Source organism: Pseudomonas kitaguniensis (genome assembly GCF_009296165.1).
In the GTDB taxonomy this organism is placed as follows: Bacteria; Pseudomonadota; Gammaproteobacteria; order Pseudomonadales; family Pseudomonadaceae; genus Aquipseudomonas; species Aquipseudomonas kitaguniensis.
The window spans coordinates 1-12,472 of sequence record NZ_VUAZ01000119.1; the positions used below are offsets into that span (position 1 = coordinate 1).

Sequence of the window (12,472 nt, forward strand, 5' to 3'; positions counted from 1 at the left end):
AAGCCCGCTCCCACATTTGATTGATCTTCAGCGGCCTGTGCGACTTGCTCCCGGCGAACGATGGCGCTTATAGTTCGGCCGTCGTCCATATGGCGACACGGGTTTGGCGACTCGGTGAGTGGTGCAAAAGCTTCTGCTTGTTTGCAGGTTCTTTTGCGTCCGCAATAGCTGCTTTCATGGCGGCTGTGCGCGGGAGACCTTCGGGTCTGCCGGTTCCATTCCCGGTTCGCCAACCTGCGTACAGCTGCCACCCAATTCGTTTGGCGACGGATAAGTGTGTAGCCCACCTTTACCAGAATGGGTTTTAAAACATGAACCGATACATGCCACTCACCGGCCACGACGCCACCACCCCCTCCCTGCTCATAGACACCCAAGTCCCGCTCGACGTGCTCCACGACGCCGCCGTCTACCGCATCCGCGCGGTCACGCAAGTCATGGAAAACCTGGCCTTTCGCGAAGGCCTGAACACCGACAACCTGGTCCTCCAGGACTTCGCCCTGCTCTGCGCGATTCCGTTGCGCGACGGTTGCGACTTGCTGGATGTCATCAGCCGCCGCTTGCAAGCGTAAGCAGCCGGTAAAGCCCGTGGGAACGAGGCGCCTCGCTCCCACGGTATTTTTAGGCAGGCCTGACAGCGATCAAAACGTCGTCCTACAGAAAATGCCTGTTTTTGCGTTTCAAGCCCTAAAAGATTGACCCCACCGGCTTTGCTGTCTAGGTTCCCTTGCTACGTTTTTAAACTCATCAAGACAACGGAATGCACATGTCAGGAAAACCTGCCGCACGTGTCACGGACCCGACCACCTGCCCCCTGCCAGGCCATGGCACCAACCCCATCGCCAGCGGCTCATCCGACGTATTTTTCAACGGCCTCGCCGCCGCCCGACTCGGTGATAAATGCACCTGCGGCCAAGCCCTAAGCGGCGCATTCTCTTCGACGGTGTTGATCAACGGCCTTAACGCCATGACACTTGACAGCACCACAGACCACGGCGGCTTGGTGATCGGCGGCTCCGCCAACATCATCATTGGCGACAGTCACACCCCGGCGCCTTTCATCCCGCCGCTGCCCATCATCGGCCAGCCGCTGGCAGCCTTCAAAGCCGTCAGCGCCGCCGATGGCAAACCGATTGCCCAGCAAGCCTATGAAATAGAAATCGCCGAAGGCCGCATCGTCAAAGGCCAGACCAACGCTCAAGGCATGACCCAAAGCGTGGCCACCCGGCAACCCGACCTCGCCGTTGTACGCTGGACCGTCTGAACATCAAGGAAGATAAACATGACTGCGCAAGCCCTCGTGCCAGACGACCTGGACATGAAAAAGCTTTGGGAAACCACCGTCGAACTGCCCGCCTGCAAACGCGAAACCACCCACGACGGCAGAAACCCGACAACCACCGTCGAAGTCCCACTGCTGACGTGCAACTGCCTGTGGCGCCGCTTTCAAAAAGAAGCCGAAGACTGGGTAGCCCCCGGTGGCGTACTGATCGCCGACCCACAAGCACGCAACCGCAAGATCAACGCGGCGTATGCACAGTTGTGGCTGGCGGATAACCGCTTTCAGTGGGCAGGGTTGGCGGCGTTTGCTTCCAAGCAAGTAGGGTGTGGGTTGTTGCATGCTGCGAAATTGCAAACAGGCTTAGCCGCAGAAAAAGAAGCGCACCGAAAGTTGCGTGAGGCACCGTCTGAAACTCTGTTCGAGGGGTTTGGATTTAAATTAAGTCGTGCTGACTCAGAGGTCTGGGACGAGGTAGAAAAAGCAAGGTCAGAGAATCCGCTGCCAACAATGGATATTACCCTCGGCGATGACTCGCGATCACTGGTGCAGCAACAATTGGATTACGTTTACGAAATGCTGGCCTTGGGTAATACAGCTTTGTTTTTGGACGTTTATCCATTGCATCGGTTTTTTATGGTGCGCGGGTTTGAGGAAATGCAGAAGTGTTTGCCGGACCGCCGAAGTTTGAAAGATGACGTGCTTTGGCCTATTGCAGATAAAGTGGAGTTTGGCACATTGAGAACCGAAGTATCCGATACCTTTCAAGCAATCGAATCAGGAAATATTGCTAAAAGCGTGGAGTACATGGCCGCTCATGAGCAGCTAAATATTCTTCAGCCGGCCATGTATGACGTATCCGGTTTTGCGAGGCTCATGCAAGGTACTCAGGCCGGTGATGTTATATCCGTAGTGACAGGTCTAGGCACTGGAGTTCCAGAAGAGATTCAATTAACGTTAGCCAGCCAATGCAAGGTCACCGATAATCGTAAAATTTCATTGGGACGCAACCCTTTTACAAATTTGGCGGACCCAAGCCAAAGAATGGAATTTGTTCTACGCGCAGCGGCTCAATTTGATCTCCTGCTGAAGAATTCTGAAACACACAGTCAGCTTAAACTTTCAATCATTGAAATATCCAAGGGAGCAGGCGTAAACCCATGACCCACTTAATGCGCCCACTACTTTTACTAATACCAATCTTTTTCGCCACGTCAATTTATTTTCTATACATCAATGTAGAGCCAGACAATCTTAGTGTACATATCGGAAAGCCCTATGATGACGTTGTACGAGACTCGACGTTTCCCGTAAAGGCTAAGACTGTACTATACCCAGGCAACCCACCACACCCAAGCTCTACCTGGATTAGCAGCCAGGTCGTTATCAAGTTCGACGACTCACAATATGGTTTTGAATTACCACCCACAAAATTTGGTGCAATCACCTACGACGAAGGAAAAGTCTCGAACATTACGACGTCTCCGATGTTAAAAGCGGTGCCTTTCATTGAACTGACAAGTCTTCTTGAAAGCATCCAATCAACATTAAAAAAGTCGGGATGGAGCCCACAAAATGCCAACGATCACTCATGGCTGCTAACAACAACCGAGTTACAAAAAAAATCCTTACAAAAAGAACTATTCGAACAGGTGGCGATAGTGGTACTTGGTACACCTCACAACTCTACACTTGCAATCAACGTAAAATGTTATGAGCGCTGCAGTGAGCGCAATCCTGCAACCGCAAAATATTTAATCGACATCAGCATAGGACGGAACTACTTCAGTAAGTGAAAGCCCTTCCAACTTCTGCCCTATTTGAAAAAAAGAAGATCAGAATATACAGCAGAAAGTCATACACCATGATGGACGTGCTGTACGCAAAAAAAGGGCAACCCTAGGGTCACCCTTTATTTTGGCCTTGGCTTTACGCCGCACTGAACAACTTGTGCGGATCAATCACAAACTTCTTCGGCACGCCCGCATCAAACTCGCCGTACCCACGCGGCGCGTCGTCCAGGCTGATCACCTCCACGCCCACGATGTCGGCAATCTTGATGCGGTCCCACATGATCGCCTGCATCAACTGGCGGTTGTACTTCATGACCGGCGTTTGCCCGGTGTGGAAGCTGTGGGATTTAGCCCAGCCTAACCCGAAGCGAATGCTCAGGCTGCCCATTTTCGCGGCGGCATCCACCGCACCTGGGTCTTCGGTGACGTACAGGCCGGGGATGCCGATTTTGCCGGCTACGCGCACCACGCCCATCAGCGAGTTGAGCACGGTGGCCGGGGCTTCGGCTTTCACGCCTTCATGGCCGTGGCCGCGGGCTTCGAAGCCGACGGCGTCGACCGCGCAATCCACTTCGGGCTCGCCGAGTAACGCGGCGATCTGCTCGTGCAGCGGCGTGTCGGTGGACAGGTCGGCAATTTCAAAACCCTGAGCCTTGGCGTGGGCCAAGCGGATCGGGTTGACGTCGCCGATGATCACCACTGCCGCGCCCAGCAGGCGTGCCGAGGCGGCAGCGGCCAGGCCGACGGGGCCGGCACCCGCGACGTAGACGGTGCTGCCGGGGCCAACGCCAGCCGTCACGGCGCCGTGGTAGCCGGTGGGCAGGATGTCGGAGAGGCAGGTGAGGTCGCGGATTTTCTCCATGGCCTTGTCGCGGTCCGGCAGTTTCAGCAGGTTGAAGTCGGCGTAGGGCACCAGCGCGTATTCGGCTTGGCCGCCGGTCCAGTCGCCCATGTCGACGTAGCCGTACGCGCCACCGGGCCGGGCCGGGTTGACGCTCAGGCAGACGCCGGTGTGTTGTTCTTTGCAGGAACGGCAGCGGCCGCACGCCACGTTGAACGGCACGGACACCAGGTCGCCGATTTTCAGGTTTTCGACGTCGCTGCCCTTCTCGATCACTTCACCAGTGATTTCATGGCCGAGTACCAAGCCAGTTTGGGCGGTGGTGCGGCCGCGCACCATGTGTTGGTCGGAGCCGCAGATGTTGGTGGAGACCACGCGCAGGATGACGCCGTGCTCGATCTTCCTGCCACGCGGGTCCTGCATTTTGGGATAGTCGATTCTCTGTACTTCAACCTTGCCGTTGCCGAGATACACGACACCACGGTTACCAGACATGCTTTCACCTCGCTGTTGTTTTTATGGAACCGCGTTGCCCTTGGGTGGGCAGCGCGTTTAAGTGCTCGGGTACAGATGCTGTTTCTTGTGTTGTTTGTTGGAGCCTCATCGGGAGCAGGTCGAATCGTCGCACCGCCCCTCCCACAGGGTTGAGGTGTGAATACCTTCAACTGTGGGAGAGGGGCTTGCTCCCGATGGCGTCAGTCAGAGCACCACCGTCCTGTTGGCGTTTAGAAAAACCCGCCGCTCAATGTGATACCCCACCGCGCGGGCCAGTGTCTGCCCTTCAATATCGCGGCCCTTGGCAATCAAATCCTCGGGGTAGTGGCTGTGGTCTACCACCTCCACACCCTGGGCGATGATCGGGCCTTCATCCAGGTCGTTGTTGATGTAATGCGCCGTGGCGCCGACCAACTTCACGCCCTTGTTGTAGGCCTGGTGATACGGCTTGGCGCCCTTGAACCCCGGCAGCAACGAGTGGTGAATATTGATCGCCTTGCCATCCAGCTTGCGGCACAGTTCCGGCGACAGCACTTGCATATAGCGCGCAAGAATCACCAGCTCAGCGCCGGTGTCTTCCACCACTTGCCACACCTGACGTTCCTGCGACGGTTTGTCGTTAGGGTCGAGGGGGAAATGGTAGTAGGGAATTTGATGCCAGTCGGCCAAAGGTTGCAGGTCGGGGTGGTTGGACACCACCGCGACCACGTCCATCGACAGTTGGCCGATGCGCTGGCGGTACAGCAAGTCGTTCAGGCAGTGATCGGCCTTGGACACCATGATCACCACTTTTGGCCGGTAGTTCGGCGCCGTCAGCTCGAAGATCATGCCAAAGGCTTCACCGCGCGTGGCCAGGCCATCGCGAAAAACCTGCTCGTCAAAGCCGTCGGGCTGACGAAATTCGACGCGAATAAAAAATCGCCCGGAAAGCCGGTCATCGAACGAATGGTGCTCGGTAACGTAGCAGCCCTGCTCGAACAGGTAGCGGGTCACCGCGTCCACCGTGCCGAGCACGCTGGGGCAGTCGGCGGTTAAAATCCATGTGTCGGGTGCGCGGCTCATACTTGAATCCTCAAACCTTGTGGCGAGGGGGCTTGCCCCATTGGGTTGCGAAGCAGCCATGAAATCAGGCACTCGGTTCTGTCAGCAAAAATGCAGTGAGCTTATTGGGACCGCTGCGCGCTCCAACGGGAGCAAGCCCCCTCGCCACAACGGCTGTTTCACCCTCAGGTTTCTACGCTCAGGCCGAACTCGGCTGAGGCATCCTGCAACCACAGCCACCAGTAATCCGAGAAGCTGCGGCGGATCACCAGTTCCCAGGTGTCTTCTGCCGTGTGGCGGATCACCAGTTGTGACTTGGCGAACACCGTGCCCACCGCCTTGCCCACCGGGAAGTTATTGGGGTGCACGTCATAGCTGGTGGATTTCATCAGCACCTCGCGCACGTTCGGGCCGCTGAGTTCGAGGACCTGCTGGCCGCCGCTGACGTTGACGACCTGGATGTGCAGCTCACCGAGGGCAGCGCGCAAATTCTGTTCGGCGGCGAATTCTTCACCGCTCGGCACGATCAACAACCACTCGTCCGGGCCGAGCCATTGCAGGCTGGTTTCGCCGTTGACGATCACCTGCAAGGCGCCGGGCAATTCGATGCCGACGGCTTTGTGCACGCCGGCGGCGAAGGCAGGGTCATGGCCATCGCCACGCAGGGTCAGATGGCCGAGGAGTTTTTTCTCGCGCACGATCACGCCGGCGTTTTTGCGGCCTTTGCCGACCAGGCTGGCGAGGTCGGCATGGTGCAGCGACGACTCGGCCTTGGCGCCGGTGGTGGGGCGTTGTTGGTATACGTTGGCTGCTGTCATAAAGCACCTTTCCTAATTCTGTTGTGCAGCTACTAGCGTCTTCGCGAGCAAGCCCGGCTCCCACAGGGAAACGCATTCCAACTGTGGGAGCTGGCTTGCCTGCGATGCAGGCACCTCGGTCTATCAGATATTCTGCCGCTCGCCTTTCGGGTCGAAGAACACCGAAGACACGATCTGCGCCTCGATCACGCTGCCATCCGCCTGCGGCGAAAACACCCGTTCGCCGATGCGCTTCAAGCCGCCCTTGACCACCGCCAACGCAAACGAATAACCCAGCGAGTTATGCGCATAGCTTGACGTCACGTGGCCGACCATCTTCATCGGGATTGTCTGTTTAGCGTCGAACACCAACTGCGCGCCTTCCGGCAGCCACACGGTTGGATCAATCGGTTTGAGCCCGACCAGTTGCTTGCGCTGTTCACGCACGCAGTCTTCTCGGTTCATCCCGCGCCAGCCGATCCACGAGAACGCTTTGGTGCGGCCCACGCACCAACCCATGTTCAAGTCGTCCGGGGTCATCGAGCCGTCGGTATCCTGGCCGACGATGATGAAGCCCTTCTCGGCGCGCAATACGTGCATGGTTTCGGTGCCATACGGCGTCAGGTTGTACTGCTTGCCCGCCTCGACGATCTGTTCAAGCACGCCCATGGCGTAGTCGGCCTGCACGTTGATTTCATACGACAGCTCGCCGGTGAACGAGATACGGAACACCCGCGCCGGCACGCCGCCGACCAGGCCTTCTTTCCAGGTCATGAACGGGAAGCCGTCTTTGTCCAGGTCGATGTCGGTAACGTGCGCCAGCAGCTTGCGGCTGTTGGGGCCAGACAAAGTCATGGTCGCCCAATGGTCGGTAACCGAAGTGAAGTACACCTTGAGGTCCGGCCATTCGGTTTGTTGGTAGATTTCCAGCCACTGCAATACGCGGGCGGCGCCGCCGGTGGTGGTGGTCATCAGGAAGTGGTTGTCGGCGAGGCAGGCGGTCACGCCGTCATCGAAGACCATGCCGTCTTCCTTGCACATCAGGCCGTAACGCGCCTTGCCCACGTCAAGCTTGGTCCAGGCGTTGCTGTAGATGCGGTTGAGGAACTCACGCGCATCCGGGCCTTGAATGTCGATTTTGCCGAGGGTCGACGCGTCCAGCAGGCCGACGCTGTCGCGCACGGCCAGGCATTCGCGTTTGACTGCGGCGTGCAGGTCTTCACCGTTGCGCGGGAAGTACCACGGGCGTTTCCACTGGCCGACGTCTTCAAACTCGGCGGCGTTTTTCACGTGCCAGGCGTGCAGCGCGGTGTAGCGCACCGGCTCAAAAATATGCCCACAGTGACGGCCCGCCACCGCGCCGAAGGTTACCGGCGTGTAGTTGGGGCGGAACATGGTGGTGCCCATCTGCGCAATGCTCACGTTCAGCGAACGCGCGGCAATCGCCAGGCCGTTGACGTTGCCGAGCTTGCCCTGGTCGGTGCCGAAACCCAGCGCGGTGTAGCGTTTGACGTGTTCGACCGACTCGAAACCTTCGCGGGTCGCGAGTTCGATGGCGGCGGCGGTCACGTCGTTTTGCAGGTCGACAAATTGCTTCGGCGCGCGGGCGGTGGCTTTCTCGTGCGGCACCTGGAACAGCGCCAAGGTCGGTTCTTCGACACGGCTCAAGGCTTTTGGCAGCGTGCCTTCTACCGGCGCGAACCCGGCTTCACTGGCCGCGCGCACGCCGCCTTCAAAACCATCCGCCAGGGAATCACCCAGGCCGTAGACGCCATTGATACCGCCGACGCACACACGTTTTTGCGGCGCTTCGCCCGGTACAAAACCGAGGATGTCTTCACGCCAGGTCGGCTTGCCGCCCAAGTGCGAGGCCAAGTGAACCACCGGGCTGTAACCGCCGGAACTGGCGACCAGGTCGCACTCCAGCCACTCGCCGGGGCTGGTAACTTTGTGTGCGTTGACGTCGATAGCAGCGACGCGCGCGGCCGTCACGTGCTTGCTGCCACGGGCTTCGATCACGGCGCTGCCGGTGAGGATGCGAATGCCTTTGGCGCGCGCTTCTTCGACCAATGCGCCACGCGGGTTGTGGCGCGCATCGGCCACGGCCACCACCGCCAGGCCGGCGTCGAACCAGTCCAGCGCCACGCGGTAGGCGTGGTCGTTGTTGATCGACAGCAGCAGTTTTTTACCCGGCGCCACGCCGTAGCGACGCACGTAAGTAGACACCGCACCCGCCAGCATGTTGCCCGGTACGTCGTTGTTGCCGTACACCAGCGGGCGCTCGCACGCACCGGTCGCCAGCACCACGCGTTGGGCGCGCACACGGTGAATACGCTGGCGAACCTGGCCGATCGGCGCTCGGTCGCCGAGGTGATCGGTGAGGCGCTCGTGAATGGTCAGGAAGTTGTGGTCGTGGTAGCCGTTGACGGTAGCGCGCGGCAGCAGCACCACGTCCGGCAGCGCTTTGAGTTCAGCGATCACGCTGGCGACCCATTCAGCCGCAGGCTTGCCGTCGAGGCTTTCGCGCGAGTCAAGCAACGAGCCGCCGAACTCTTCTTGCTCGTCAGCGATGATCACGCGCGCACCACTGCGTGCGGCCGCCAGTGCCGCAGCCAAACCCGCGGGGCCAGCGCCGACAATCAGCACGTCGCAGTGACGGTTGAAGTTGTCGTAGGTGTCCGGGTCGTTCTCGGTTGGCGAGCGGCCCAGCCCGGCAGCCTTGCGGATGTACTTCTCGTAGGTCATCCAGAACGATTGCGGGTACATGAAGGTTTTGTAGTAAAAACCCGGCGGCATCAGCTTGCCGCCAACCTTGCCGAGAATGCCCATCACGTCATTGTTAACGTTCGGCCAGCCGTTGGTGCTGGTCGCGACCAACCCCTGATACAGCGCCTGTTGCGTGGCGCGCACGTTGGGAATCTGGGTGGCTTCGGTGGCGCCGATCTGCAGCACTGCGTTGGGCTCTTCGGCGCCGGCAGCAAAGATGCCGCGCGGGCGCGAGTACTTAAAGCTGCGACCGATGATGTCGACGCCGTTGGCCAGCAACGCGGCGGCCAGGGTGTCGCCTTCAAAGCCTTTGTAACTCTGGCCGTTGAAGCTGAACGTGAGGACTTTATTGCGGTCGATGCGGCCACCGTTGGACAGGCGATTGATCTGGCTCATACCTTCTCTCCAGCGGCCTTGGCGGTGAATTGCGGCTTCTCGCCGATTTTGTAGGTTTCAACAATTTCGTAGGTCAGGGTGTCGCGCGTGGCGTTGAAATACTGGCGGCAACCGGCGGCGTGAATCCACAGTTCGTGGTGCAGGCCACGCGGGTTATCGCGAAAGAACAGGTAGTCGCCCCACTCGGCGTCGGTGCAGGCATTCGGGTCCAGCGGGCGCGGGATGTGCGCTTGGCCAGCGGCGTGGAATTCCTCTTCGGAGCGCAGTTCGCCACAGTGAGGACAGAAGATATGCAACATAGGGAATTTCTCCTGTTAGTGGGCGACGGCCGCAGCGCCGTGTTCGTCGATCAGCGCACCGTTGTGGAAACGGTCGATGGAGAAAGGTGCCGCCAGCGGGTGCATTTCACCCTTGGCGAGGCTTGCGGCAAACACGTTGCCTGAGCCTGGCGTGGCCTTGAAGCCACCGGTGCCCCAACCGCAGTTGAAGAACATGTTCGGCACGGGGGTCTTGGAGATGATCGGGCAGGCGTCCGGCGTGGTGTCGACGATGCCGCCCCACTGGCGGTTCATGCGCACGCGCGAGAGCACCGGGAACATCTCGACGATGGCCTGAATGGTGTGCTCGATCACCGGGTACGAGCCGCGCTGGCCGTAACCGTTATAGCCGTCGATACCGGCGCCGATCACCAGGTCGCCCTTGTCGGACTGGCTGATGTAACCGTGCACGGCGTTGGACATGATCACGCTGTCGATAATCGGCTTGATCGGCTCGGAAACGAGCGCTTGCAGCGGGTGGGATTCGATCGGCAGACGGAAGCCCGCCAGCGAGGCCATGTGCCCGGAGTTACCGGCGGTCACTACACCGACGCGCTTGGCGCCGATAAAGCCTTTGTTGGTTTCCACACCGATGCACACGCCGTTTTCCTTGCGAAAGCCGACCACTTCGGTCTGCTGAATCAGGTCCACGCCGAGTGCGTCAGCCGCACGCGCGAAGCCCCAGGCCACGGCATCGTGACGCGCCACGCCGCCGCGCCGTTGCACGGTGGCGCCGAGTACCGGGTAGCGGGTGTTTTTTGAGCAGTCGAGGTACGGGATCTCGTCGGCCACTTGCTTGGCGTTGAGCAGTTCACCGTCGACGCCGTTGAGGCGGTTGGCGCTGACGCGGCGCTCGGAGTCACGGATGTCTTGCAGGGTGTGGCACAGGTTGTAGACGCCACGCTGCGAGAACATCACGTTGTAGTTGAGGTCTTGCGACAAACCTTCCCAGAGTTTCATCGCGTGTTCGTACAGGTGCGCCGACTCGTCCCACAAGTAGTTGGAGCGCACGATGGTGGTGTTGCGCGCCGTGTTGCCACCGCCCAACCAGCCTTTCTCGACCACGGCCACGTTGGTGATGCCGTGTTCCTTGGCCAAGTAATAGGCGGTGGCCAGACCATGCCCGCCGCCGCCGACAATGACCACGTCGTAGACCTTTTTAGGGGTCGGCGTGCGCCACATCTTCTGCCAGTTTTCGTGGTGGCTGAGTGAGTGCTTGAAGAGGCCGAAGCCCGAGTAGCGTTGCATAGTCATTACTCCAAAACCGCGCTCAGCGATAAACCGGGAAATCAGCGCACAGGGCAGACACGTGCTTGGCCACGTTGGCCTCCACATCGGCGTCGCCGAGGTTGTCGAGGATGTCGCAGATCCAGCCGGCCAGCTCAATGCACTGCGGCACTTTGAAGCCACGCGTGGTCACCGCCGGGGTGCCGATGCGCAGGCCCGAGGTCACGAACGGCGACTGCGGGTCGTTCGGCACGGCGTTCTTGTTGACGGTGATGTGCGCACGGCCGAGGGCAGCGTCGGCCTCTTTGCCGGTGAGGCCCTGACGGATCAGGCTGACCAGAAACAAGTGGTTGTCGGTGCCGCCGGACACCACGTCGTAGCCGCGCTTGATAAACACCTCGGCCATGGCCTGCGCGTTATCGATGACCTGTTGCTGATACACCTTGAAACCTGGCTCTTGGGCCTCCTTGAAGCACACCGCTTTGCCGGCGATCACATGCATCAGCGGGCCGCCCTGAGCGCCGGGGAACACGGCCGAGTTAAGCTTTTTCTCAATCTCCGGGTTGGACTTGGCCAGGATCAAACCGCCACGCGGACCGCGCAGGGTTTTGTGGGTGGTGGTGGTGACCACGTCGGCGTAGGGCAGCGGGTTCGGGTACAGGCCGGCAGCGACCAGGCCGGCGACGTGGGCCATGTCGACGAACAGCAACGCACCGACTTTATCGGCGATTGCGCGAAAGCGTGGGAAGTCCAGGGTTTTGGAGTAGGCGGAGAAACCCGCCACAACCATTTTCGGCTGGTGCTCAACCGCCAGGCGCTCGACTTCGTCGTAGTCGATCAAGCCGGTGGCGGTGTTGATGCCGTATTGCACCGCGTTGTACAGCTTGCCCGAGGACGACACTTTGGCGCCGTGGGTCAGGTGGCCGCCGTGGGCCAGGCTCATGCCAAGAATCGTGTCACCGGCATTCAGCAGCGCCAGGTACACCGCGCTGTTGGCGGATGAGCCGGAATGCGGCTGCACGTTGGCGTAATCGGCGCCGAACAACTGCTTGGCACGTTCGATGGCCAGCACCTCAACCTTGTCCACGTGTTCGCAGCCACCGTAGTAGCGTTTGCCGGGGTAGCCTTCGGCGTATTTGTTGGTGAGGCCGCTGCCTTGCGCTTGCATCACACGTTTGCTGGTGTAGTTCTCCGACGCGATCAGCTCGATATGATCTTCCTGACGCTGCTCCTCGGCATTCATCGCCTCCAGCAATGCGTCGTCATACCCCTGGATCTGGTCTTTCTTGCTGAACATCGCGTCTCTCCCAGCCTTTCGTATTGTTGAGGCCCGTGCAGGGCCCTTTGATGCGATGGTAGGGCTGGCGCCCGCAGGTCAAATGCCTACGGACGCCACGCAAAGGTGCGTTTACGACATTGGCGAAACAACACCGAACAAATCCGGGAACAGGCTGGTGGGGAGCTGGCGTGTGTGGGAGCTGGCCTGGAAACTGGCTTGGGTGGAGGCTGGTCTGCCTGGA

General features: G+C 59.6%; 11 protein-coding genes. 4 read left to right on the forward strand and 7 right to left on the reverse strand.

Annotation, left to right across the window (positions count from 1 at the left end; genetic code table 11):
- The first annotated feature begins 311 nt into the window (after positions 1–311).
- The 4 genes from F0169_RS19395 (at position 312) to F0169_RS19410 (ending at position 3,075) form a co-directional block, all read left to right on the forward strand.
- Positions 312–572 (forward strand): hypothetical protein, encoded by a 261-nt coding sequence (locus tag F0169_RS19395; protein WP_017137997.1) that lies wholly within the window; start codon positions 312–314, stop codon positions 570–572.
- Between the two features lie 194 nt (positions 573–766).
- Positions 767–1,264: a PAAR domain-containing protein gene (locus tag F0169_RS19400; RefSeq protein ID WP_058415208.1), complete on the forward strand. Its 498-nt coding sequence runs from the start codon at positions 767–769 to the stop codon at positions 1,262–1,264.
- 18 nt (positions 1,265–1,282) lie between these two features.
- On the forward strand, positions 1,283–2,443 hold the full coding sequence (locus F0169_RS19405) for a DUF2515 family protein (protein WP_152747366.1): 1,161 nt from the start codon (positions 1,283–1,285) through the stop codon (positions 2,441–2,443).
- On the forward strand, positions 2,440–3,075 hold the full coding sequence (locus F0169_RS19410; RefSeq protein ID WP_152747367.1) for a hypothetical protein: 636 nt from the start codon (positions 2,440–2,442) through the stop codon (positions 3,073–3,075). Before F0169_RS19405 ends, F0169_RS19410 begins: the two co-directional genes overlap by 4 nt.
- A gap of 133 nt (positions 3,076–3,208) precedes the next feature.
- Here F0169_RS19410 and fdhA read toward each other — a convergent pair whose 3' ends face one another.
- The 7 genes from fdhA to glyA all read right to left on the reverse strand — a co-directional run bounded on the left by fdhA (position 3,209) and on the right by glyA (position 12,249).
- Positions 3,209–4,408, reverse strand: coding sequence for a formaldehyde dehydrogenase, glutathione-independent (fdhA, locus tag F0169_RS19415; RefSeq protein WP_058415205.1), 1,200 nt, complete (start codon positions 4,406–4,408; stop codon positions 3,209–3,211).
- A 204-nt stretch (positions 4,409–4,612) separates the two neighbouring features.
- On the reverse strand, positions 4,613–5,470 hold the full coding sequence (gene purU / locus F0169_RS19420) for a formyltetrahydrofolate deformylase (protein WP_099234747.1): 858 nt from the start codon (positions 5,468–5,470) through the stop codon (positions 4,613–4,615).
- Positions 5,471–5,634: 164 nt separating this feature from the next.
- Positions 5,635–6,267, reverse strand: a complete 633-nt coding sequence (locus F0169_RS19425; protein WP_058415203.1) for a sarcosine oxidase subunit gamma — start codon at positions 6,265–6,267, stop codon at positions 5,635–5,637.
- 123 nt (positions 6,268–6,390) lie between these two features.
- The gene (locus F0169_RS19430) at positions 6,391–9,408 is read right to left on the reverse strand and encodes a sarcosine oxidase subunit alpha (RefSeq protein ID WP_152747368.1); all 3,018 of its coding nucleotides are present in this window, start codon (positions 9,406–9,408) and stop codon (positions 6,391–6,393) included.
- Positions 9,405–9,707 carry a sarcosine oxidase subunit delta gene (locus tag F0169_RS19435; protein WP_058415201.1) on the reverse strand — a complete coding sequence of 101 codons (303 nt, stop codon included), beginning with the start codon at positions 9,705–9,707 and terminating at the stop codon, positions 9,405–9,407. Before F0169_RS19435 ends, F0169_RS19430 begins: the two co-directional genes overlap by 4 nt.
- A gap of 15 nt (positions 9,708–9,722) precedes the next feature.
- Positions 9,723–10,973: a sarcosine oxidase subunit beta gene (locus F0169_RS19440; RefSeq protein ID WP_152747369.1), complete on the reverse strand. Its 1,251-nt coding sequence runs from the start codon at positions 10,971–10,973 to the stop codon at positions 9,723–9,725.
- Positions 10,974–10,995: 22 nt separating this feature from the next.
- Positions 10,996–12,249 (reverse strand): serine hydroxymethyltransferase, encoded by a 1,254-nt coding sequence (gene glyA / locus F0169_RS19445; RefSeq protein ID WP_152747370.1) that lies wholly within the window; start codon positions 12,247–12,249, stop codon positions 10,996–10,998.
- Positions 12,250–12,472 lie beyond the last annotated feature (223 nt).